Raw genomic sequence first — 23,729 nt, forward strand, 5'->3', positions numbered from 1 at the left:
TGGATGGGTGAGCGTCAGGGTCTATTTTCCCATATAATGAATACCAAAATGCTTTGTTGATTAGGAGGATTTATGTCGAAAAAGACGATTGTATTAACTGGCGGAGGCTCGGCCGGACATGTAACACCTAATATTGCGATTATTAAGGAAATCGGCAATGACTGGAACGTTCAATATATCGGTTCTAAAAAGGGGATTGAAAAAGAGTTAATTACAAAAATTAATATTTCCTATCATGGAATCAGCAGCGGAAAGCTAAGAAGATACATAGATGTAGAGAATGTTATCGATGTTTTTCGGGTATTAAAAGGGTGCCTCGATGCGAGGAGAATTTTGAAAAAGGTAAAACCAAAACTTGTTTTCTCAAAAGGCGGGTTTGTGTCCGTACCGGTAATTATTGCAGCCAGGTCTTTAAAAATCCCGATTTTTATTCATGAAAGTGATATTACCCCTGGCTTGGCCAATAAAATTTCTCAAAGATTTGCGACCAAAATATTTACTTCCTTTGATGAAACGAAGAAGTATTTCCCAGCTCAAAAGACTTTCGTGATTGGGTCGCCGATTCGAAGAGAGATTTTTAAAGGATCGGATGAAAAAGGCAAAAGGTTTCTCGATTTTCATCATGACCAGCCGATTTTGACGATAATGGGTGGAAGTTTGGGCGCGAAAAAAATTAATGAGGCCGTGAGAGGGGCTTTAAAAGAGCTGACTGCTGAGTACCAGATTGTGCATTTATGTGGCAAAAATAATATCGATCCGAGTTTTTCTAATGTGCCTGGATATAAGCAATTTGAATATATTCATGATGAACTGCCTGATATTTTAGCGGCTACGGATTTGGTTATTACCAGAGGCGGCTCCAATTCGATTTTTGAATTTTTAGCTTTAAAAATCCCAATGCTGATTATTCCTTTAGGTTTGGAACAAAGCCGCGGGGACCAAATTTTAAATGCCAAAGCCTTCGAAGATAAAGGGTACTCGCTAACGTTAAAGGAAGAAAACCTGACGAATGAAACATTGGTTGAACAATTGGAGACTTTGCAGAAGAGAAGTGGAGATATTCGCAGGAAAATGGAACAGTCAAAAATGGGGGATGCATTGCAAACCCTTGTAAATGAAATTAACGGGCTAAGGCCCTAAAATTGTTAGTATGTGATTCTTCGATTATGGAGGATCGCTTTTTTTATGGGAAATTTGGGACTTCAAGAATAATACAAATTGTAGCTAATAAAGTGTTATATAAAGGACTAACTGTCTGTCGGGATTGGTTTTGCTTTTGAAAGGGGCTCGTTAATGTGAAGAGAGAAAATAATGCGGCTCTAATCGTATTTTTGGGTTTCGTTTTATTCATTTATATGGTCGTAAATGCTTTCCGCCATATTACGGTTTATGTAGTTTTTAGTTCAGGACTAACTCCTTTTATCATAATGGCGGTACTAATTTTGGCTATTATTATTTTAATTGTTAGAAGCTTATAAATTACATCTTTCATGACGATACCTGAAACCACGGGTATCTTTTTTTAGTAAAAATACTATTTTCTGTTACTGATTATTAAAGAGTTTAAAACTCCATATAAGGACAAGCCAACCGGGGGTGAAATTGTTATGCATGTGGACTAATCGCTGTGAAAGTGGGTTATTTCGGTCATTATTCTACCCAAGTTAAATATTAATATTTTTTCGGAAAGGCACGAACGGTCCGAAATATGGAAACATAGGAGGATACCCATGAAGAGCGGGGATGATGTGAATAACGTGATGGCCAAGTTCAATACTATGATGGTGTATGAACTGATTCCAAGGTCCAAACATTGGGGAAGAATAGCCTAAATAAATGGGACCCGTATCCGTTCCCGTAATAATAGTGTGCATTCGATCACCTTGAATTTTTTTTACATATTACGCTTTAATCTCAAAAAAGAGCATGTCTTTACTTCTAATCACATGATTGGATTTTTTGAAGAAAACGAAGGGTACCATGATTAAGGTGTAAATCCACAAACTCCAAAACTTTTTTCTGATACTTTCGTGTTAATGTATTTACGAAATATGTCCATTCTTGCAATGCAAGCGAGCGGTGGAGTTTTAGGGTTGGCCACTCGTCCAGATGTAACCTCTTTTCATAAAAGAGTTTTAAATGCAGGAATTGAAAATAAAATTCCCCAGAAAAATGGAGAATATGACAGATAAGAAAGCAATTTTAATTGAAAAGTTTTTTTCCTATATAGAAAATGGTATTTTTAAAATAGTAAAAAACTTCTCAATCGGTTAGGGGGATTAAGAAATGATAGCGGAAATGATAATAACAGGAGATGGGGCAATTGCCCGGTATGAACGGCATTGGGAACATTCCGTCCAAGAGGTTTGGGCATGGTTGACGGAAAATAATAAACTTTCTCAATGGTTTCCTGAGCTACATGTTGAAGAGCTCCATGAAGGCGGGACGATTAGATTTAAAATGCCCAATGGTACTTTTGACAAGCTGACGATTACCGAACTGAAAATGAATTCTGTATTGGAACTTACCTGGTGGGATAACACGATGCGCTTTGAATTGGACCCGGAAACGCATGGATGCCTGTTGGTGTTAACGGAGGAAATAAAGGAAATCACAGACCACACGCCAAAAGATCTCGCCGGCTGGCATATGTGTCTGGAAGTAATCCTTGCACTGTTAGATGGAAGAACCATCGAATCAAGAACTGAGGAATGGAAGATCTGGTATGAAAAATATATTCATGCTGTAAATGAATTTACCTCAGCAAAATCTAAATAAAATTTTATTTTATGTGTTGAAGGACAAATCCAAGTTTGAAGACTATGGGAAGGTCCTTCATAAGGTCGATGAAGGCCAAAAATCGGAAGGTCCCCCGTGAAAGTGTCCTTCATAAGGTTGATGAAGGCTAAAAATCGGAAGGCCCCCCGTGAAATGCCCTTCATAAGGTCGATGAAGGCCAAAAATCGGTAAGCCCCCCCGTGAAAGTGTCCTTCATAAGGTCGATGAGGGCCAAAAATCGGTAAGCCCCCCGTGAAAGTGTCCTTCATAAGGTCGATGAAGGCCAAAAATCGGAAGGTCCCCCGTGAAAGTGTCCTTCATAAGGTTGATGAAGGACAAAAATCGGAAGGCCCCCCGTGAAAGTGTCCTTCATAAGGTTGATGAAGGACAAAAATCGGAAGGCCCCCCGTGAAAGTGCCCTTCATAAGGTTGATGAAGGCCAAAAATCGGAAGGTCCCCCGTGAAAGTGTCCTTCATAAGGTTGATGAAGGCCAAAAATCGGAAGGCCCCCCGTGAAATGCCCTTCATAAGGTCAATGAAGGCCAAAAATCGGTAAGCCTCCCGTGAAAGTGTCCTTCATAAGGTCGATGAGGGCCAAAAATCGGTAAGCCTCCGTGAAAGTTCCTTCATAAGGTCGATGAAGGCCAAAAATCGGAAGGTCCCCCGTGAAAATGTCCTTCATAAGGTCGATGAAGGCCAAAAATCGGTAAGCCCCCCGTGAAAGTGTCCTTCATTTATCCCAAGCTGCTAATCATTCGGAAACATCGATTCCACAACATCAATCAGTTCTTTTTCCAAAGGTTGATACAGCTTCTTTTCACCCTCAAGTTTCACTGTGTATTGAATATCATCATAATGAAAAATAACTTGATAGCCAGCTTGAATCTCTATAATAAAAGCCTCTAGACCATTCTTCAGAATCAGGGAACGATAATCCTTTAAAGGCCCCAACTTTCCTGAATGAGGCGTTGCTTGTAGGGATAATTTACCGTTTTTATTTCGATAAAACCAGATCGCCTCATTGTAAACCACATTCCCTTGAACATGGGTAATTTTAAAGGGAAAATAAGCCGGAACGAGCAGCTGCTTATTAAATTTTTCCTGGTACTCCTTGATTGGTTCATTCATAAGTGGGTTGGATAGATCAGAAAGCACTTTGATCCTAGAAATTTTATTGTTCTCGACGTAAACTTCCCAAATAAAAGCAATCCTTTCGGCGAATGAGTTGTTATCAAAATATTCTCGTTCAAAATGTGCCAAGAGGATTCTTGCATTCCTATGGGGGGAGGGCAGTGTTTGAACTCCTTGAATCGGTGTATTCTCACGGATTTCTGGGATTTTAACAGAAGGCTTAATCAACTTTTTTGCCAAACGGTCATCCTTCTTCATTATAGCGTTCACAAAATCATGAAGGACAGCCTGCGTGGAATCAGGGGACTTTGCCTTTATCGAAAAAGGTGCCATCATACATCCAATTACCAGAAAAAATACAATGAATGCTTTTTTCATATTCATCACCTATTATTAGAATCCCTTTAAAATAACGGAAATATTCCAGACGGCAAATGGATTATTTTAAAAAAAGTAAGCAAAATAAATATGGCAAAACAAATTATTCAACAAACAGACCATAAGTATTTCTTCCTTTCGCTCATTATTATTTATCCATTATTATTTCTACTCCAAGGTGTAGTTACTGCAATGTTAAATAGTAGTATTTTACTAACATTAGCTGTTTCTGTTTTTGGGTTTTTAGTGACAGTATTGCTTTGGGCAAATAGCAGTGCCTTTGGATATGTCATTGTGTATCTCTTAATTGGATTTTTAGGATATGGGCTTGTACGTTTTTTTCAAAGAGGTAAATAATCAGGCCTGTGGAATATTAAAATAAAACTAAAGCGCATTGGTACACTTGCCAATGCGCTTTTTCCATTCATCATGCAACTTTTTCCAAATGTGTCCATTTGAACAGCTTTCTAGTATAAAATAATCTTAAGAAATTCTTAAGAATTATCCTGAATGAATGTTAAGATTTTCCGTTTATTCTATAAATAATGAAAAATGATAGATAGAAAGTGGGGGGAAGGATGTATCCTTATTATGTTCTCGTGGTGGATGACGAAAAGGAAATTCGCGATGTCATCGAGATCTATTTGAAAAACGAAGGGGTTACGGTGTTAAAAGCGAAGGACGGTCTGGAAGCATTAGAAATTTTAAATGAACAAACGGTCCATCTGATTATTCTTGATGTCATGATGCCGAAGCTGGATGGGATTGCGGCCACCTATAAAATACGCGAATTGAAAAATATCCCCATCATTATTTTAAGTGCAAAAAGTGAGGATACCGATAAAATTTTAGGCCTTCAGGTTGGTGCGGATGACTATGTTACAAAGCCATTTAATCCAATGGAGCTCGTAGCTCGCGTCAAATCTCAGCTTAGAAGGTATGTTACATTGGGTACATATGAAGGAATCAAAAAGGTGATTGATTTAAATGGACTTATTTTAGATCAATCCGCAAAAGAAGTGACAGTCCACGGAGAACCGGTGAAGCTCACGCCAATTGAATATAAAATCGTGGAACTCCTGATGACAAACTCAGGTCGGGTGTTTTCCATTGATGAAATCTATGAACGGGTATGGAAGGAACCTGGCTATAACGCGGAAAATACGGTAGCGGTTCATATCCGGAAAATTAGAGAAAAAATTGAAATCGATTCAAAAAATCCAAGATATTTGAAGGTGGTGTGGGGGATTGGGTACAAAATGGAAAAATAAAGTTCTGATTGGACTTTGGGCCATTCTAATCACTTTTGGTATAAGTGGACTCTTTATCGGTTGCACTACGGGGGACCGTTACATAAGCCGTGACTATTTTAACACCTCGGAGTTTCAAAGTGAACTGGACCAATTCACCGAGTATTTAACCATGTTCGAGTTAAATCCCATTACTTTAAAGGAAGCAAAAGAATCGATTAAGGTGACGAAGAACGAAATAGACGAGTATCGTTATCGGTATGGAAGCCTTTTTGAACAGAAAGACAACATAGTAGCGCAGTATGAACCACGAATTGAGGAAGCGAAAGCTGCAGATGACCAAGTAACAGTGGATTCTCTAACGGAGGAAAGAGATAAAAAAGTCCAAGACATTACAAACAATTTTAAAAGTGATGAGTATTTCAAAGAGAAGATTGTTAAAGAAAAGGAAAAGAAGATTGAAGAATATCTTAAAGTAGAAGAAAATCATCGAGCGGATTATCAAAGATACCTGGATTCCTTTCTTTATTATTTTAAAAGCAGTCAAACAGGCAAAGTTTACACAAATTTGGATCCAACACAAGAGAATCGGATGAACAGAAAAGAGATGAAATTTTTAACAAACTATACAACCTCCGCTGATCATGTTATGTATTCCGATGTACCGGGATTTGAATTAATGAACTCCATTGCCGATAAGAAAACGGAAATATTTGTGGGGAAAATTGCTCTGCCAAAAACGCTTTCGGCAGGCAATTGGCTGATGATGGAGGCCGAAAAATACAAAAAACAGCGAATCATCCTATTGGTTTATGTTATATCAAGCATTGCCGCCCTTATTCTGGGATACTTCATTCGAAAAAAATCGAAGGGGATTCAAGCGGAGATTGAAAGATATCACCCTTATTATGACAAGCTCCCCATCGATGTTAGAGCCGCCTTTTTCGTCTTTTCATGTATAGGTTTCATCCTTAGTTTGTTCGCAACAAACGATGAAATCCAATATGTTGGTGAAAATCCGATTAGCTCGGGAAGAGACGTCGTCATTTTTCTGATTGCGGGAGCGGTTTTTAGTGCACTTATCCTTTTACAATGGAACTATCTTATTTCTGTTGTAAAGGATTGGAAAACGGTTAAAGCACAATTGGAAAAAGCCCTACTCATTAAAATGGGGAATTGGATAAAAGTAATTTTTAAAAAAACTGCAGCAAAATTAAGAGAGGCCTTTTTAAATCAAACTGCAGCTACACAGGTATTTATCCTTTTAGCCGCAGCGTTCGGGTTAGGATTAGCTGCTGTATTGGTTGTTGTACAACCAATATTTCTTCCTTTTTATCTAATCCTAGTGGGGGTTTCGGCCATTCCAATCGTCGTGATGCTGGTCAATCGAATGGCGTATTTGAACCAAATTGTTGAAAAAACGAATGAGCTTGCTTCCGGAAAGATGGGAAAGGACCTGCAGGTTTCCGGTAAATCAGTTCTGGCAACACTGGCTGGCAATATCAATGTGTTAAAGCAAGGGGTAAAAACATCGCAGAATGCACAGGCCAAGAGCGAACGCCTGAAAACGGAGTTAATTACGAATGTCAGCCATGATCTGAGAACACCGCTGACCTCCATTATTACCTATACTCAGCTGTTAAAAACAGAAGAGGTATCAAGTGAGGACCGTTCCGCCTATCTTGAAATCATTGACCGGAAGTCGAAGCGGTTAAAGGTGTTAATTGATGATTTGTTTGAAGTATCTAAAATGGCAAGCGGCAATATGGATTTGAAAAAGGAAAAGGTGGACCTCGTCCAGCTTTTACAGCAGGCACTGGGAGAATATGATGATATGATCAATGATTCCAGCCTGCAGTTTCGGGTAACAAACACGGAAAAGCCCATTTACGCTATCGTGGATGGTCAGAAACTTTGGCGTGTGTTTGATAATTTAATAGGTAATATCCTGAAATATTCATTGGAGAATTCCCGCGTTTTTATAACGATTTCAAAATTGAATGGTCAAGCGATGATTACTTTTAAAAATGTTTCCAAATACGAATTGAATGATAATAGTGATGAGCTGTTTGAACGGTTTAAGCGTGGAGACACTTCGCGCCATACAAATGGCTCCGGTCTAGGCCTTGCCATTGCCAAATCGATCGTCGACCTCCACGAAGGCAGCCTTGATATTGAGACGGATGGCGATTTGTTTAAGGTGAGTATTTCGTTATGGTTTTCTGAATAGTTCGGTGAAAGGGACACTGGTTACGGCAGTTTTTAATGCCAAGATCATGTCCTTTTCTGTTTTGGGAAGGGAATTCCAGGATGACAATCGAATATCAATAAAAATAGTGGATCTTCTAGATGAATAAGGGGGTTTTAAAAGTGCAATTACTTTTTTGGCCATGTATGATTGCATCGATAATCCTTGCAATATGCGCCATTGGTCTGAAGAAATCAAAATTACTCGTTCTATCCGCTATTTTACTCGTACCTATATCTCTTTATCTTGCGGCAACACCGCGTTTTGAGTGGTGGGGATTGATTTTTCCATTCTTTTATTGGGGCGCGGCGGTATCTCTTAAGAAAAAAATCATGTGGCTCGCTATTTTGCTGGTTATTCCGAACTTTTATTTGATTGGCTGGCTTGGATATGTGGTGTTGAACCAATAAGAATGGAAATTTTTTAAATCATGGATTGGATATCAACACATTTTTAAGATATATCAACACATTTTGGCAGGATATCGACACATTTTTAAGATATATCGACACATTTTGAAGCGATATCAACACAAATTTAGGATATATCAACATATTTTTAAAGGATATCAACAATTTTGACCGCCAAAAGGGCGGTCATTATTATTTGGGACAAGCAAACGAAAAAAATGAAAATTTCTTCGTCTAAAATGAGTGGTTATTTGTCTAATAGATATAAAGAAAAAAGAAGGTGATGATCATCATTGGCTTTAAACGTAAAAATCAAAAAAGTAATGAGCAAGCTTTTTTGGAACTGTTTCAACAATTCGAACAGGATATTTACCGAATGGCCTATGTATATGTGAAAAACAAAGACGATGCGCTGGATGTCGTACAGGAATCGGCATTTCGAGCTTTTTTGAAATTTGAAAGATTGAAGGAAGTCCAGTATTTTAAAACATGGCTCATCAAAATTACCATCAATTGTGCGGTTGATTTATTAAGGAAAAAAAAGAAAGTTGTTCATCTGCAAACGACAGATACCGAATTCCTTTCCACTAGTATGGGAGATATTCCTTTATCTTTATCTTTATCATTACAAGATTTACTTGAATTATTAGACGAGGATGAAAAGACCATTGTGTTATTAAAATTTTATCAAGGCTATACCTTTCAAGAGATTTCAGAGTTTATCAATAAACCCGCCAGTACGGTAAAGTCAGTTTTGTATCGTTCATTGGAGAAACTTCGGAAACGGACCAGGAGGGAAGACTTGTATGGACAATAAGATTAGGAAGGAACTCAATCAGATTGAAATTCCGCAAGAGCTTCGAGAGAGGATTCTATTAGGAGTGGAACAAGCGAAGGCTGAAATGACACCACTCACGAATAAAAAAAGCCGGAGTTTTGGAAAGAAAGTAACATACTTTAGTGGTATTGCTGTGCTGTTATGCGGATTGTTTATCGGGTCGGCTTTTGTTTCACCGAAAATGGAAGCACTTGCTTCAAAGATTCCCTATTTAAATTTAATTTTTCACTCAAAATCGGTGGGCGAGGAAATTTACGAGCAATTAGAGAGGAAAGGGTATAAATTAAGTTCTTCGGGAATCGGTTACAATCCGAAGAAAACCGTTTCAGTCGTGTTAGATATGAAGGACCAGGAGTTTAAAAAAGCAAAACCGGATGTTGAAAAGATTGTAAAAGACATATTAAAAACTAGGGGCTATGATGCGTTTTCGATTGAGATTAGTAAATATGTACCACGTCAGGATTATGTTCCAAGTGAAGAGGAAAAGAAAGAAATGAATCTCCTAAATCGAGAAGTTACCAAAAAATTGAAGCAGTTGAATTATCAATTTGATCATGTCCAAACGGATCCAACGGAACCTACCATTTTTATTAACATCACCGGAAGCAAGAATTACTACAATGCTGTTAAGGAAGATGTGGAAAAAGCGGCACTAGAAACGGTTAGTGCAAATCATTATAAGGGTTATAAAATTAATGTAACGAGGGTAAATGCAAGGGTTGTACCAGCAGATAAAGGCTCTCAAATCACAGGTCCGCTTGCAGAAGGGCTTATGTCTAAAAAGGAATTTAAGGTTATAGGGGTTGCGTATAAAAGCAAACCGTTAACCTTTATTATTAGAACCTCCGTCCAAAGTTCGGATCCTAAGGTAAAAGAACTTGGGAAGAAACTCGACCAGATGATTGTTGAATTTTTGAATTCAAAGGAAATATCGTCAATTTTGAAGAATGAGCCATATGAAATTATTGTCAAGAGCAAGGATAACAAGAAGATTAACTAAATGTGGGAACTGTTTGCCGCAGCATAGAATTTTGAAAGAGTATTGTTAGACAGACTCTGTAGAAAAAAAGCAACCTCCTATTGGTTGCTTTTAGCTTGTTATTCGTGTTTTTCCACAATGTTTGACTCGAGATTTGTTCCCTGAAAAGCTTCTGTGATTTTCTGTTTATTCTTAGTTTGATCTTCATCGGTCCGTGTTTCCCAAATACTGTATTTTACTGTATTTGGGTCATTGTTTTTACTGGTCATAAGAATCCACCTCCACTTAATATGGTTTCTTTGATGAATAGAACTATTCACTAGTGAGACTGCAAAAAAATGGTCCAAGGTGTTTTTGGAACATTTTTATTCATCACTAATTTTTTAATTATTCCCTGCAAGTAGCTTGTATTTGCAACAATGGCTCCGCTCGTTTTCCCAAAAGTAAAAAGCAATGCAGGTTCATTTGCATTGCTTTTTGTGCTATCAAACTAACTCTCTTTATTAATAGAAGCAAGCTGCTCCAACGATGATTAAAAGAATAAATAATACTACGATTAAGGCAAAACCGCCAGCACCACAGCCGAATCCACCGTAACCGAATCCGCCACAACCATAGCCAAATCCTCCATAGCCAAACATAAAAATCCCCCTTTCAAGAATAAAATATATTCACTTCTTAATAGAAGCCACAGCCAATGTAGGCAGCTCCTACAATAATAAGGAGGATAAACAATACAACAATCAATGCAAAGCCTCCAGCATATCCATCAGACATCTTATTACACCCCCCGTTTTAGGTAATAACAAAATATGTAATAGATGGAGAGAATGGAAGGGCATATACCTATTTCAAGAAGATGAGGAGAAATCTAAGGAAAAAAGAAGTATTATTTTTGCTACAAATTAATCGAAATTTGTTAATCCGTATGCTGGAATGGTCAATCGGTATCCAAACAAATTTTTCAAAAAGCGCGGGCAGCTTTGGCAAATATCTTATAGATTTCCTAGAGAAGAACGAATGGGATGAATTCGTTTCCTCTATTCAGATGTTGATTACAAAAACATTTGGAAAGCTCTTTTTAAAATGTGTGATTTGTTTAGAAAAAAAGCATTAGAAGTGACCCAACATTTTGATTATGAATATCCGTATATGGATGATCTAAATATGAGCGACCATTTAAGACATATAAAAAGTTTATCAAAGGATGCAGAAGAGATTTATTACGCTAAATGAAGAAAGTGCCAGTGGAAGGGGATACGGTTGGAGACAAAATTGATAGTCAAATCGCTGCAAGTGTCGCCAATAAAGGGTATAGGCGACAAAATCAGAGATCAAATCAGCGAAAGTGTCGCCAATAAGGGGTATAGGCGACAAAAACGGAGTTCAAATCAGTGAAAGTGTCGCCAATAAGGGGTATAGGCGACAAAAACGGAGATCAAATCAGTGAAAGTGTCTCCAATAAGCCCCATTGGAGACAAAGCTAACCGAGGGAACTGTCTTCAATAAACCAGATTGGGGACAAAACAAATTACTTAAAATCTGTCCCCAATCTGCCGTCGAATCACGGTTGCAAAATCACCTTAATGCATGCAATTTTCCGTTTTTGTATCAAACACCTCATACCCATGCTTGGCCTGATTCAATGGAAGGACGTGAGGGATGATATCACTTGGATCAACTTGACCTTCATTAAACAGATCATATAGGAACGGCATGTATGGAATGACCGGTGTCTGCCCCGTTTTAATATCAACATTACGTTGGAAAATATCCCTAAACGGGAAGGCATTATACCTGCCTCCATAAACTCCCGTCAGCCGAATCGTTCCACCCTTTCGCACTGCCTGGCTCGCAATCACAATCGCCCCCATTTTTTTGGTCTGATTCCATGCCCTCAGTTCCTTTTGGTATTTGTCTTAGTATTTTTTTAAACATTATAAATATACCTTCGATTAGGTCCTTGGACTCATAAAAATGAGGTGAATGGTTCAAAATACAGAATGAGGATTTAGCTGAAGTGTTATAAAAAAGTTCATGGTAAAGTTGGGAAGTTAATGGGAAAATGCGACCGCAAAGTTGAGATGCTTTTTTGGAGTATTGCCCTCCCTGGATTTGGGCAACTCCTAAATGGTAAATACCTAAAAGGGCTATTATTTGTCGCATTAGAATTTCTGATAAATGTTAAAGCCCATTTTAATACGATTATCATGTTAAGTTTTCAAGGGGAAATTGCAAAAGCAATCCAAGAGACGAACTATCAGTGGATTTTGTTTTATCCGTGTTTGTATTTTTTCGCGATGTGGGATGCATGGAAGGATGCTGGAGGTGGAAAGGACCGATATTCCTTTATGCCTTTTGTGTTTGCTGCATACTTTGTTACAGTTGGCTGTATGTATTCCAATACCTTTAAATTGTTTGGGGTTCTATTTGGCCCTGTATGGCTTCCGATGTTGTTTATGATTCCCGGATTATTCATTGGAATGGTCATTCGAAAAATTATCCTCCATTTCTCATAGGTGATTCTTTTTATTTTTATGAAAAAAGAAGCTCGAAATTTGAGCTTCTGTTGTTTGTTGAGGGTAATTATTCTTAATGAATAATTCACGGATATTATTTCAAATTAAGAAAACAATATTCAGCAAACGGAACGGTTATATATTGTAGAATTTTATAGTAAAATAACGAATAAAACCTGAACTCTTATTCAACTTCCAGTAATTTTTCATTGCTATAAAGCTGTCATTCCTTTAAACTATATATTGAAAGCGTTATTTTAAAATAATATCTTTCTTATACTCCGGGTTTCATCATCCTCAAGTTGTATTTCAAAAAACAGCTTGATTATTTTACAAAAAGGGGAGATACAGATGAGGAAAATTAGCTTAGCATGGCAAATTTTTATTGGGTTAGCATTAGGGATCATTGTCGGTGCTATTTTTTATGGAAACCCTCATGTTGAAACTTATTTGCAGCCAATTGGGAATATCTTTATTCGTTTAATTAAAATGATTGTTGTTCCGATTGTTGTCTCGAGCTTGATTGTTGGTGTAGCCGGAACTGGCGACATGAAATCATTAGGTAAGCTCGGTGGAAAAACACTTCTTTATTTTGAGCTTATTACCACGGTTGCGATTGTAGTCGGTCTTTTAGCGGCAAATATATTTCATCCAGGTACAGGTGTGGATATGTCCCGCTTAACGAAGACCGATATTAATACGTATGTTGAAACTGCGAAAACAACCGAGACGCATTCCATGGTTGATACTTTCGTCAATATTGTTCCGACCAATATTATGCAATCCCTTGCAAATGGTGACATGCTTGCGATCATTTTCTTCTCCGTTATGTTTGGACTTGGAGTGGCAGCAATTGGAGAAAAAGGAACCCCGATCGTGAATTTCTTTAAAGGAACGGCAGAGGCCATGTTTTACGTGACGAATCAAGTGATGAAGGTTGCGCCGCTGGGTGTTTTTGCCTTAATTGGAGTCACTGTATCTAAATTTGGCTTAAGCTCTTTAATTCCACTTGGAAAACTTGTTATTGTCGTATATGGTGCGATGTTCTTCTTTATTTTGGTCGTGCTGGGACTTGTAGCAAAACTTGTTGGAATTAATATCTTTAAATTCTTAAAGTATTTGAAGGATGAGCTTCTATTAGGATATTCAACGGCAAGCTCTGAAACTGTATTGCCGAAAATCATGGAGAAAATGGAGAAGCTCGGATGTCCAAAAGCGATTACATCGTTTGTTATACCAACGGGATATTCCTTTAACCTTGATGGTTCAACACTTTACCAAGCGATTGCAGCTTTATTCCTTGCACAAATGTATGGCATTCACATGAGCATTGGTCATCAAATTACATTAGTATTAGTGTTAATGATCACATCAAAAGGGATTGCCGGGGTTCCTGGTGTATCGTTTGTTGTTTTACTCGCAACATTAGGAACTGTCGGTATCCCCGTTGAAGGTCTTGCCTTTATTGCCGGTATTGACCGGATTCTAGACATGGCACGCACAGCCGTCAACGTTGTCGGGAACTCCTTGGCAGCCATTGTCATTACAAAATGGGAAGGCCATAAGCTAGATGAACATAACGAAGAGCAAGTAGCGTAGAATAAAAAGAAGGTGCCTAAGCAATTTTGCCGGCACCTTTTTTGTTGTTTCAAGCAATCTTTATGGCTTTCCCAAAAGGGACCTTTGGTAAAAATTCATCTGGAACTAACCAGTAAAGCTCGTAATCGACATTTGTGATTTCTTCATAAATATAACCAGTTACGTCGGTTATGTAGAATAAGGTATCAATCTCTTCCTTTTCGGCCCATTCTAAAACATCTGTGTAAGAGGATTTCCCATGTGTTTGATATTTGATGGTATCGGATTTAACTGGGGTAATGCTGCGTATTTTGAAATCGGCTTGAACGAGAATCGTATCGGGTTTAACAGTTTCAAATAATTTCACAATGTTATTAATCAGAATTGCACGTACTTCAGCTGATGAGGTATCAACCGCCAAAGCGATTTTTTTATCCCCTCTTTTTTGAATCATCGATAAAAGTCTCATATGCCATTTCAACTAGACCAACTCCCTTTTATGAATGAGCAGCAGTTTTTAGTTTGCTTTTACAGCGAAGAAAATATTTTGGTTAATGCTTCTAGCTTAATCTTAAATATAGTCGAACTCTCGTTTTAAATCAGGGTTCCTTCCTCATACGTCCTTCTTCAACTTCTTATATTTGCGAAAAGAGAAGAATTGCCATTCAGAGTTGATTGGAGCGAAAATCGAAAAAATTTAACAGGGCAAGAATCCTAAACTTGCCATTTAATTACAAATTTATCTTGATTATTCACTCAAATTAAAGTAGTATTAACTTACTATTTATGAAAAGGGTGACCATTAAGCCGATGATTTACTAATCCTATTGTAAGAAAAAATTCGTATAAAACGAAAATATTTCTGGATAGGATTAGTGCGGACTTTTTTACATAAGTTATGGGGAGTACAGGAAAATTTAGTGTACTATGCCCATTTGTGTATGTTTTGCCTCCTGTCCAGGTTAGGAATAAGGAGGTTTTTTTATGGAAAAAACAAAATCAGACATCACCGTCGGAGCATTATTTCGAAATCGCGTAATACGTACCATTTTATTATCGGTATTTTTCCTGCAAATTGGTATCTGGGTACGTAACTATTCAATCTTACTCTATGTAATCGAGCGAACGCATGAGAATCCGGTAGCCGTTTCGCTTATTTCTGTGGCTGAATTTGCCCCAATCTTTCTGTTTTCCTTTATTGGCGGAACCTTTGCCGACCGCTGGCGTCCAAAGCGGACCATGATTTGGTGTGATTTTCTCAGTGCCATGTCCATTTTTGTTGTCTTATTGACACTTCTTTTTGGGAGCTGGAAGGTCATTTTCTTTGCGACCCTTGTTTCATCGATTCTTTCACAGTTTTCACAGCCATCGGGAATGAAGCTATTCAAGATTCATGTCAAAGAAGAATTGATCCAAATGGGGATGTCGATGTACCAGACGGTATTCGCTTTGTTTATGATTCTTGGACCAATTATTGGAACTTTTGTATATCAGCATTACGGTATAAAGGCTGCAATTGCTATCATGGGGATCGCATTCCTGCTTTCCGCGGCGATTCTATTCATGCTGCCGCCTGATAAAGAGAGCGAGGAAAATCAAGAGAAGACTACGCTTTTAAATGAAATGAAAGCGGGATTCCGTTATGTGTGGAACAGTCGGGCTTTAACATTGCTTGGCGGATGTTTTGCTGCTGCAGGCCTAGGGTTAGGGCTTACCCAGCCATTAGCCGTTTTCCTTGTGACAGAACGGCTTGGGTTACCAAAAGAACAGTTGCAATGGCTGATGGCTGCTTTTGGAATCGGGATGATTTTAGGAGGAGGCCTGACGATAGGTCTTGCGAAAAAAACCCCGCCGCAAATCCTTCTTGCGCTAGGCATGTCTGTAAGTGCGATCGGATTCTTCGTAATGGGGATCTCGGATCAATTATGGCTGACACTGACAGCCCAATTTATCAGCGGACTGTTCATGCCGTGCATCCATATTGGAATTAATACGATGATTTTGCAAAATTCTGAGGCTGCTTTTATCGGAAGGGTTAATGGGATCTTAACCCCATTGTTTATGGGAACGATGGTGATTTCGATGAGTGCAAGTGGATGGTTGAAAAAAACATTTTCACTTCTAACCATGTATGAAGCTTCAGCCCTGTTATTTATTGTAGGGGTACTGGCCTTAGTGCCTTTATTTAAGCGCTCTTCCTCGGTGTTAAAAGGAACGGAAGAAATGTAATTGGTCGCATCAAAAAGAGCTTGGATTCCAAGCTCTTTTTATAATCAGTTTTTTCCTAAAACTTTCCTCTCTAAACGACAAATCCACTTATAATATCCTAGTAAAATGAGCAGCAAAACGGGGTCAAGAATGGCAGCATGCCAGATTGTCCACCACCCGTAATGAAAATATCCCCAAGGTTCCGGTAGAAGAGTTACCAGTTCATATAATAAAATGGCGATGACAAAAAAGAAAATGTACATAGCCTTTTTTAGAATTTTGGCCGAATAGGGAAACCAGTTAAGAAAAGTGATATTAACTGGTGGGACTAAAATGAGATGAGGAATAAGTCCAGACCATTCTACTTCCTTGCCAAAATACCAATAAGCATGGAATTTGAATTCAACCATGATGTCGAACAGGCTTTGAAAAGCAACTGTAAAAACCCAAATATGGACAATTTGATTGACGGTTAGGATTTTATTTATTTTAAAGGCAGTAAGGTTAAATACTACAATGGCTAAAATAAGTCCAATCATAAAATTTTCCTTTTTTTAGTTTAATTTACCCAAAGTGTTCGTTATTTTATACGGTTAAACGCAAAATAAGCCAGACAGACCGCCTGACTCATTATACAACTTCAAATAACACGGTAACTCCGACACCTCCGCCGCTGCCAATAGCGGCAATAACGAATCGGGTCTTCTCTCTTCGCTGCACTTCATAAAACAGCCTGGTAACCAAGATGGCCCCTGATGCTCCGTAGGGGTGACCGATGGTTAGGGCGCCGCCAGACACATTAAGTTTTTCGTATGGGATTGAGAGTTCACGGGAGCAAGCGGCAATTTTTGAAGCGAAGGCCTCGTTGATTTCAAAAAGGTCAATGTCCTTAGTTGTCAGACCATTTCTTTTTAGCAGGGTTTGGATGGCTGGAATGGGTGCTGCTCCGGGATAGTGGGGGTGTACTCCTGCCACCTGGCTGTCAACGAAGCGGAGAACCGGCTTGTATCCATGCTGATGTGCGGTTGATTCCTCCATTACGACTACGCCAGCAGCACCGTCATGAATCCCGCAGCTATTTGCTGCTGTCACGGTCCCGCCTTTTACAAAAATCGGTTTTGCCCGCTTTAGCAATCCCTGCATGTTTCGTTCCTTACTGAATTCCTCGTCCTCACTCTGCTGTTCAACAGCGATAATTTCCTCAGCAAAAAGCCCGTTTTTAAATGCCTCCCAGCTGCGATGATAGCTTAGCAATGCGTATTCATCCTGTGTTTCTTTGGTGATTTCAAATTTTTGTGCAACAAATTCAGCTGCAGCCCCCATATCAGGATCGCCGATTTGGTCGGGTGAGAAACGGGCTCTTTTTGGAAAAGGCGAGGTGCTCGGACTTTCGACACCACCGGCGATATAGCAATGACCTGCACCTCCTTGGATAAAATAGCAAGCCATGCGGACCGCTTCGAGACCGGCACTGCATTGGCGGTCAAGGGTTACACCGGGGACCTTTAATGGTAACCCAGCGGTTAAGGTAGAAAGCCGGGCAACATTTCCTCCCGGCCCCGTCACATTTCCTAAAAGAACGTCGTCAATTTGATCCTCGATTCCGCTTGCCAAGTGCTGAAGCAGGGGAGCTGCCAATTCATTTGGCTGTAAGGATTGGAATATTCCATTTTGTTTTCCAATGGGAGTTCGCTTTGCTTGGACAATAACTGCTTTTTTAATGGCTGGTCACCTTGCTTTCGACTAATTCTTGTACCTGCCTGCGGGCAATTTTTCCACCGCTTGTATAAGGCATTTCATCGACGAATACCCATTTGCGCGGGATTTTAAACGGGGCAAGCTTTTCCTTGCACAATCTTTGTAGCACTAATTTTGTGGCAGAACCTTTAATGACTGCCGTCACGATTTGCCCCCAGTAGGGGTCATTTAATCCAACCACCGCAACTTCCTCTACATCATGATGTAAGGATAGTACTTTTTCAATCTCTTCCGGGAAAATATTGATGCCGCCGTAGAGAATCATGTTCTTCTCTCGGCCGACAATATGCAGGTAGCTTTCTTCATCCAAATAGCCCATGTCATGAACTGTAATCCAATCATTTTCTGTTTGAACCGTGTTTGGATCAGGCTCCAAGTATCCACTGAAAATCATGTTACTTTTTACATAAATCTTCCCTATTTCATTCGGCCTCGCCAAGGTAGAATCTTCCAGGCGAATTTCAATTTTCACATTATGGCAGGGCCTGCCAACTGAATCGGGTTTCTGCTCCATTTCCTGATCAGATAATACAGTCACAAAGCTAAGCTCGCTTGCCCCGTAAAACTCATACAAAGTGAGGTTCGGAAATAGGCTGCGGACCTGGTTCTTGGAATGCTCCTCCCATTTGGCTCCGGAGGAAAGGATTTTCAATGGCTTTTCGATGGTACGTTCCGCTTTTAATAGGGAGGATATCATCGTCGGGACAACATAGATAACGGTAATTGGCTTTGTCTCTATCCACATCATGGCCTGGGAGGGGATGTATTTTTCAAGCAAATAAACGGTTCCACCCAGGTACAGTGTACTGATTGCACCGTAGAGAAAGTGGGAATGAATCAACGCACCGTGAATGAGAATATGGTCATTCTCATTCATCTGAAAATCAACGCGGTTGCATTCAAAGCTTGCCAGCCATGATTTGTGAGAACGAATAAAGGCTTTTGGATTACCTGTTGTTCCAGAGGTAAAGCCCATATAAAAGGGAAGCTCCCCGTTTGATTGAATGGTTCTTTGGGCGGGTTCCAGCTTGATTTTTTCCAGGCATTCCTCCCAAATGAAAACTTGAGCAGGGAGGCGGAGTTTTTTTAAGGAAGCACTCCTTTTTTGTGTAGTGATAATAAGTGAAGCCTTGGAAAGTTTGAGTCGTTTTTCTACCTCGGACTCAGTCCATTTTAGATCAAAGGGGACTGCCGTCCAACCTGCTGCCGCCGCCCCCGTAAAAAGCTGTAGAAAAGGGACCCCATTAGGCAGCAAAATTGCAACCGTTCGATTGGGAAAGTGGAAAGACCCAAACCAATTCGCCGTCTGACAAACCCGTTCATCCCACTCCTGATACGTAATCCCCTCTGCAGCCGTCAGAACCGCCATCTTCTCCGGAAATTTCTGTGCATGACTGGCGTAAGAGTCAGTAATCGAAGTCATCAATATTCTCCTCTCTAGGTGGAAACGACAAATTTCGGGCGGTGACAGGCACCACCCGAAATTTGTCGATTGATAGTAAAAAGAGACACCGTTATAGTGTCTCCGCATTTTTGGCCGATAGGAAAGTATAACTTTCCTATCAGGCATAAGTGCACTAAGGAAAGCTTCGAAGCATAGGCATCGCAGTCGAAAAGCTGTGCTTTTCGACGAACTACGCCTCTTTCTTCGCCCTTAGGAGCTCGCCAGTCGGCGAGTTTTCTTTTTGCAGGTTTCGTTTTATAGCTGGTGATTTAGCTAGTCTGTATACGAGGTAGGATGCCAGGGTTGCTTTTAGGATGTCTCCAGGGATATAGATTAGGCTTGTGATGATGGCGTCGGTAAGTTTGATGTGCATGATGTAGGCTTGAACCGGGATGCCGATTAGGTACATCATGAGTATTCCAACGGTTAGGTTGATGAATAGAATTCTCCCAAAGCGTAATTTACTGAAACGCGAGATGAGGTAGCCAAGACAGCAAGCGGTTATTGGCCATGAAATTAAATAGCCGGCGCTTGGTCCTACAAATACAGCAAATCCTCCTCGTCCACCGGATAACAATGGTGCACCTGCGGCAACAAGCAAAAGGAAAATGATCATACTCCAAGCGCCGCGTTTTGCACCTAATAAACCTCCGGCAAGCAAAACACCTAATGTTTGCAGTGTAATCGGAACCGGCGTAAATGAAAGCATGATTGGCGGGACAAACCCTAAAGCTCCCATAAAGGCAGCTAATAAAGCTACATATGTAATGTCTAAAAGTTTCATATTCCATCTCCTCATATTTAACAATAGATTCGTAATAATTTCAATTTTTATTTTAAAAGCGGCAGAGTTATATGTCAACTTAATTTTATTTGCAGTTAACATATAGAAATAAAATATTGGGAAAATGATTCTATTATTTGTGAAATTTTCATAGATTTTGAGGTTTGTTTCCCAATATTCCCTAGCTTTTTCCCGTGATATAATTATTTTGAAAATTGTAAATTATCTTTCAGGAGGTCTAAAGTAGATGAAAAAGCGTACTTCAATTGTTCTTGCCCTTGGTCTAACAGTAGGAGCAGTCATGCCATTCACGGCTGCAGCACAAGCAAAAACTCCTTATAATGTGATGGCTGCAAAGGAAGTCCAGTTCAATAAAGATACAAAGGTGACCTGGAAAAAGGGACAAGCCGTTCCAACCTTTGTCCATGGAAAATTATCTACTAAAAGCCATAAAGACAAGGAAGCTATTAAACAATTTATAAAAGAAAATAAACAAATCTATCAATTGGATAGTGATAAAGATCTTACATTATTGAATGTCCAAACCGATGAAATTGGCAGCACACACTATGATTTTGTTCAATCCGTTCAGGGAATTCCAGTCGACGGGGCAGCCTTTAAGGTTCATACCGATAAAAATGGAATTGTAACCGCTGTCAATGGGGATGTATTCCCAGAGGCTGCTAACTATTTTAAAGGGAATTTGAAAGCACAACTTTCAAAGGATACAGCCCTTGCCAATGCCTGGATATCAATCAACCTGACAAAAGAAGAAACCCTCACTGATGCTGAAGTCGGTCCTAGAGGGGAAAAAGAACGAGGCTTAGTTGAAAAGAGCCAGCAGGTGATTTACAAAAAAGGGAATGATTTCTACCACGCCTACAAAATCAATCTTCAATTTATTCAGCCCTATCCGGCCAACTGGGTCGTCTATGTGGATGCAAACAATGGGAATATCCTAGATTCCTATAATGCTGTGGCAGAAGGTACAGGCGTTGGAGTTTTAGGGGATACAAAAACGATTAACACCTATTATTCAGGTGGAACCTATTATTTGTACGATACCACGAAACCGATGAGTGGTGTTATTGAAACAAGAACAGCTGCAAATAGGACGCGCTTACCGGGTAGCTCTTCCGTAGACGCTGATAATAATTTTAATGCAACCTCGCAACGTGCAGATGTAGATGCCCACTATTATGCTGGCGTTGTTTATGATTATTACAAAAATAATTTTAACCGCAACAGCTTTGATAACAATGGTGCGACAATTCGTTCAACGGTCCACTATAGTAGAAATTACAACAATGCTTTCTGGAATGGCTCGCAAATGGTTTATGGGGACGGCGATGGGACAACCTTTACCTCTTTATCCGGTTCACTGGATGTCGTCGGTCATGAGCTAACCCATGCAGTCACTGAAAGAACAGCCGGATTAGAGTACCAAAATCAATCAGGAGCCCTCAATGAATCAATTTCCGATACGTTCGGAGTGTTTATGGATCGGGGCGATTATTTGATTGGCGAGGATGTTTATACACCGCAAAAGTCAGGAGATGCCTTAAGAAGTTTATCCGACCCAACACTCTACGGACAGCCGGATAATATGAGCGGCTATGTGAACACCACCTCTGACAACGGAGGGGTGCACACGAACAGCGGTATTCCAAATAAAGCTGCCTATTTAACAATTCAAACGGTCGGATTCGATACAGCTCAAAAAATTTATTATCGTGCCCTAACCGTTTATCTATCACCAAAGAGTAACTTTAGTGATGCGCGGGCCTCCCTTCTTGCTGCTGCAGCAGACCTTTATGGAACAAGCAGCACCCAGTATAATGCAGTTGCGTCTGCATGGTCACAGGTTGGAGTCTACTAAAAATAGCGATGGTAGGACTGGTAATACGTTACCAGTCCTATTGACTTATTAGTTTGTAAAAATTAGAATATTCTTAATACAATTGGAGGTGCAGGGAGCGAGGCAAATTGATCGGAGAACGGATTCGCTATTTTCGAAAAATGAAAAATATCACGCAAAAACAGCTGGCCGCGGGGATATGTGCGATTTCCTATCTTTCAAAAATTGAGAGTGGAACAGCAGCTGCGAGTGAAGAAGTTATTCGTTTGCTCTGTGAAAGACTGGAACTGAGTAATGGAACGTTAGATGAAGGATTTGATGGGGATCTACTTGAAAAAATCGATCAATTTAAATTGGCAGTAAAGAACAAACAATTTCCAGAAGCTGAAAAAATGCAGGAGTCTTTAAAGGAAGCGATACAAAAGAGTCAATCACAGCAGGTCCATATGAAGTATGATATCTATCTTTTTGGCCTATATGTTTTTTCAGGGAAACCCGCACAGTCCAAATCTTTACTTGAAAAAATTAAAAAATACCCGGAACTTTTGCAGGACAGGACGCATCTTCGTTTTGACTACTATTATTTTTTAAGCATCTATTATTATCTTCAGGAACAGTTTCAACAGGCAATGGTTTGCAATGAAAATATGATTCCATTATTCAATCTCCCCGAAGTGACCGAAGAGGAAAAAGGCAAAATTTATTATAATCAGGCACTAGCCTGTACGAGTATCTATCAATATTTTCAATCGATTCATTTTACCCAGAGGGCATTGGATTATTTTCGCCGGGAATTTGATAATGAAAGCAGTCTTAAATCGCTTATTTTATTAGGGGTCAACCATCGCCGCGTTCATAATTACAGTGAATCGGAACGATTTTTAAAAAAAGCTTTGCAGTTATCACAAAAATTAAAGAATCAGCACTCCACTTCAATCCTATACCACAACTTAGGTTATTTATACTCCAGTATGAATCGTTCTGAGGAGGCGCTTCAAAATTTCCATGCAGCACTGGATTCCAATGGCATTGTTGATCATGAACTTTTAGGAACCTATTACTTAATGGCAAAGGAATATTCGAGTATAGGAAATAAACAAGAGGCAAGGGCTTGGTGTGATAAAGCACTAATGATGCTAAAAACGACATCCATCGATGAATACTATTACCATATTCACTTGCAAGATTTAGAGATTGAGCAAGTTGAAAACAGCCATTATGTAGAATGGCTTTTGGAAGCGATCCGATATTTTGAACGGGTGCAATTATATCATTATGTTACGGAATGCTCGGAAAAACTGGCAAATTATTATTTTAAAGATACAAAGTATAAAAAAGCAAGCGAATATTATCGTTTAGCGAATAACGCTCGTAAAAAAATAAACTGAGGGGGAATTTCTTTGTTAAAAAAATTCATTTTGGTAACCGTGATGATCGGGGCATTTCTTGCAGGAGCATTAAAGGTGTCTTCGAGTCATGATTCAGCCCATGATATCCTACCAAAAGTCATTTACACACAAGGGGATGAAATGTTGTAGATGCAATAAATGAAAACCTTGCTAATGCTG

General features: G+C 39.4%; 23 protein-coding genes and 3 pseudogenes. 16 read left to right on the forward strand and 10 right to left on the reverse strand.

The features are described 5' to 3' along the window. Window positions 1-72: 72 nt before the first annotated feature. From J2Y67_RS11630 to J2Y67_RS11640, 3 genes and pseudogenes are all read left to right on the forward strand, one after another. Complete coding sequence (locus J2Y67_RS11630) at window positions 73-1,140, forward strand: undecaprenyldiphospho-muramoylpentapeptide beta-N-acetylglucosaminyltransferase (RefSeq protein WP_310174119.1); 1,068 nt, start codon at window positions 73-75, stop codon at window positions 1,138-1,140. Window positions 1,141-2,003: 863 nt separating this feature from the next. Then, window positions 2,004-2,192, forward strand: a pseudogene (locus J2Y67_RS11635) (hypothetical protein); the annotation flags it as partial. A gap of 94 nt (window positions 2,193-2,286) precedes the next feature. Then, window positions 2,287-2,778: an SRPBCC family protein gene (locus tag J2Y67_RS11640; RefSeq protein WP_310174121.1), complete on the forward strand. Its 492-nt coding sequence runs from the start codon at window positions 2,287-2,289 to the stop codon at window positions 2,776-2,778. 747 nt (window positions 2,779-3,525) lie between these two features. Here the strand turns inward: J2Y67_RS11640 and J2Y67_RS11645 are convergent. Continuing rightward, the gene (locus J2Y67_RS11645; RefSeq protein ID WP_310174123.1) at window positions 3,526-4,287 is read right to left on the reverse strand and encodes a hypothetical protein; all 762 of its coding nucleotides are present in this window, start codon (window positions 4,285-4,287) and stop codon (window positions 3,526-3,528) included. A gap of 90 nt (window positions 4,288-4,377) precedes the next feature. On the opposite strand from J2Y67_RS11645, the gene J2Y67_RS11650 reads away from it, so the two are divergent. The 6 genes from J2Y67_RS11650 to J2Y67_RS11675 all read left to right on the forward strand — a co-directional run bounded on the left by J2Y67_RS11650 (window position 4,378) and on the right by J2Y67_RS11675 (window position 10,033). Then, window positions 4,378-4,644, forward strand: coding sequence for a hypothetical protein (locus J2Y67_RS11650; protein WP_310174124.1), 267 nt, complete (start codon window positions 4,378-4,380; stop codon window positions 4,642-4,644). 221 nt (window positions 4,645-4,865) lie between these two features. Next, entirely contained in the window at window positions 4,866-5,558 is a 693-nt protein-coding gene (locus J2Y67_RS11655; RefSeq protein WP_310174126.1) for a response regulator transcription factor, read from the forward strand. After that, window positions 5,536-7,767 carry a sensor histidine kinase gene (locus J2Y67_RS11660; protein ID WP_310174127.1) on the forward strand — a complete coding sequence of 744 codons (2,232 nt, stop codon included), beginning with the start codon at window positions 5,536-5,538 and terminating at the stop codon, window positions 7,765-7,767. Before J2Y67_RS11655 ends, J2Y67_RS11660 begins: the two co-directional genes overlap by 23 nt. 140 nt (window positions 7,768-7,907) lie before the next feature. After that, window positions 7,908-8,195 (forward strand): hypothetical protein, encoded by a 288-nt coding sequence (locus J2Y67_RS11665; protein WP_310174130.1) that lies wholly within the window; start codon window positions 7,908-7,910, stop codon window positions 8,193-8,195. A gap of 283 nt (window positions 8,196-8,478) precedes the next feature. Next, window positions 8,479-9,012, forward strand: coding sequence for a sigma-70 family RNA polymerase sigma factor (locus J2Y67_RS11670; protein ID WP_310174250.1), 534 nt, complete (start codon window positions 8,479-8,481; stop codon window positions 9,010-9,012). Beyond that, window positions 9,002-10,033 carry a DUF4030 domain-containing protein gene (locus tag J2Y67_RS11675; RefSeq protein ID WP_310174132.1) on the forward strand — a complete coding sequence of 344 codons (1,032 nt, stop codon included), beginning with the start codon at window positions 9,002-9,004 and terminating at the stop codon, window positions 10,031-10,033. The genes J2Y67_RS11670 and J2Y67_RS11675 overlap by 11 nt, the downstream gene beginning before the upstream one ends. 98 nt (window positions 10,034-10,131) lie before the next feature. On the opposite strand, the gene J2Y67_RS11680 is transcribed toward J2Y67_RS11675, so the two are convergent. From J2Y67_RS11680 to J2Y67_RS11690, 3 genes are all read right to left on the reverse strand, one after another. Next, window positions 10,132-10,281 (reverse strand): hypothetical protein, encoded by a 150-nt coding sequence (locus J2Y67_RS11680; protein ID WP_310174135.1) that lies wholly within the window; start codon window positions 10,279-10,281, stop codon window positions 10,132-10,134. 234 nt (window positions 10,282-10,515) lie between these two features. Next, complete coding sequence (locus J2Y67_RS11685; RefSeq protein ID WP_310174139.1) at window positions 10,516-10,653, reverse strand: YjcZ family sporulation protein; 138 nt, start codon at window positions 10,651-10,653, stop codon at window positions 10,516-10,518. A 37-nt stretch (window positions 10,654-10,690) separates the two neighbouring features. Further along, window positions 10,691-10,789, reverse strand: a complete 99-nt coding sequence (locus tag J2Y67_RS11690; RefSeq protein WP_310174143.1) for a YjcZ family sporulation protein — start codon at window positions 10,787-10,789, stop codon at window positions 10,691-10,693. A 151-nt stretch (window positions 10,790-10,940) separates the two neighbouring features. On the opposite strand from J2Y67_RS11690, the pseudogene J2Y67_RS27980 reads away from it, so the two are divergent. After that, a pseudogene (locus J2Y67_RS27980) lies at window positions 10,941-11,248 on the forward strand (aminoglycoside 6-adenylyltransferase). A 347-nt stretch (window positions 11,249-11,595) separates the two neighbouring features. Here J2Y67_RS27980 and J2Y67_RS11700 read toward each other — a convergent pair. Continuing rightward, a pseudogene (locus J2Y67_RS11700) lies at window positions 11,596-11,886 on the reverse strand (glutathione-dependent formaldehyde dehydrogenase); the annotation flags it as partial. 183 nt (window positions 11,887-12,069) lie between these two features. Between J2Y67_RS11700 and J2Y67_RS11705 the strand changes: the two are divergent. Together J2Y67_RS11705 and J2Y67_RS11710 are read left to right on the forward strand one after the other, a co-directional pair. After that, window positions 12,070-12,531 (forward strand): hypothetical protein, encoded by a 462-nt coding sequence (locus tag J2Y67_RS11705; protein WP_310174149.1) that lies wholly within the window; start codon window positions 12,070-12,072, stop codon window positions 12,529-12,531. Window positions 12,532-12,882: 351 nt separating this feature from the next. Continuing rightward, entirely contained in the window at window positions 12,883-14,130 is a 1,248-nt protein-coding gene (locus J2Y67_RS11710; RefSeq protein WP_310174152.1) for a cation:dicarboxylate symporter family transporter, read from the forward strand. Window positions 14,131-14,179: 49 nt separating this feature from the next. Here the strand turns inward: J2Y67_RS11710 and J2Y67_RS11715 are convergent, their stop codons facing one another. Then, window positions 14,180-14,590: a VWA-like domain-containing protein gene (locus J2Y67_RS11715; protein WP_310174154.1), complete on the reverse strand. Its 411-nt coding sequence runs from the start codon at window positions 14,588-14,590 to the stop codon at window positions 14,180-14,182. A 503-nt stretch (window positions 14,591-15,093) separates the two neighbouring features. Between J2Y67_RS11715 and J2Y67_RS11720 the strand changes: the two genes are divergently transcribed. Then, window positions 15,094-16,338: an MFS transporter gene (locus J2Y67_RS11720; protein ID WP_310174157.1), complete on the forward strand. Its 1,245-nt coding sequence runs from the start codon at window positions 15,094-15,096 to the stop codon at window positions 16,336-16,338. Between the two features lie 44 nt (window positions 16,339-16,382). Here the strand turns inward: J2Y67_RS11720 and J2Y67_RS11725 are convergent, their stop codons facing one another. The 4 genes from J2Y67_RS11725 to J2Y67_RS11740 form a co-directional block, all read right to left on the reverse strand. Continuing rightward, a complete protein-coding gene (locus J2Y67_RS11725) occupies window positions 16,383-16,856 on the reverse strand; it encodes a hypothetical protein (RefSeq protein WP_310174160.1) in 474 nt (157 codons plus the stop codon). 91 nt (window positions 16,857-16,947) lie between these two features. After that, the gene (locus J2Y67_RS11730; protein ID WP_310174252.1) at window positions 16,948-18,039 is read right to left on the reverse strand and encodes an acetyl-CoA C-acyltransferase; all 1,092 of its coding nucleotides are present in this window, start codon (window positions 18,037-18,039) and stop codon (window positions 16,948-16,950) included. Then, entirely contained in the window at window positions 18,035-19,498 is a 1,464-nt protein-coding gene (locus J2Y67_RS11735; RefSeq protein ID WP_310174162.1) for an AMP-binding protein, read from the reverse strand. The genes J2Y67_RS11730 and J2Y67_RS11735 overlap by 5 nt, the downstream gene beginning before the upstream one ends. Window positions 19,499-19,709: 211 nt before the next feature. After that, window positions 19,710-20,303 carry a biotin transporter BioY gene (locus J2Y67_RS11740; protein WP_310174165.1) on the reverse strand — a complete coding sequence of 198 codons (594 nt, stop codon included), beginning with the start codon at window positions 20,301-20,303 and terminating at the stop codon, window positions 19,710-19,712. Between the two features lie 247 nt (window positions 20,304-20,550). On the opposite strand from J2Y67_RS11740, the gene J2Y67_RS11745 reads away from it, so the two are divergent. The 3 genes from J2Y67_RS11745 (at window position 20,551) to J2Y67_RS11755 (ending at window position 23,699) form a co-directional block, all read left to right on the forward strand. After that, window positions 20,551-22,182: a M4 family metallopeptidase gene (locus tag J2Y67_RS11745; RefSeq protein ID WP_310174169.1), complete on the forward strand. Its 1,632-nt coding sequence runs from the start codon at window positions 20,551-20,553 to the stop codon at window positions 22,180-22,182. Window positions 22,183-22,289: 107 nt separating this feature from the next. After that, on the forward strand, window positions 22,290-23,549 hold the full coding sequence (locus tag J2Y67_RS11750; RefSeq protein ID WP_310174173.1) for a helix-turn-helix domain-containing protein: 1,260 nt from the start codon (window positions 22,290-22,292) through the stop codon (window positions 23,547-23,549). 12 nt (window positions 23,550-23,561) lie between these two features. Further along, a complete protein-coding gene (locus tag J2Y67_RS11755; RefSeq protein ID WP_310174175.1) occupies window positions 23,562-23,699 on the forward strand; it encodes a hypothetical protein in 138 nt (45 codons plus the stop codon). Window positions 23,700-23,729: the final 30 nt, after the last annotated feature.

It is taken from the genome of Neobacillus niacini, assembly GCF_031456445.1.
GTDB lineage: Bacteria > Bacillota > Bacilli > Bacillales > Cytobacillaceae > Neobacillus > Neobacillus niacini_I.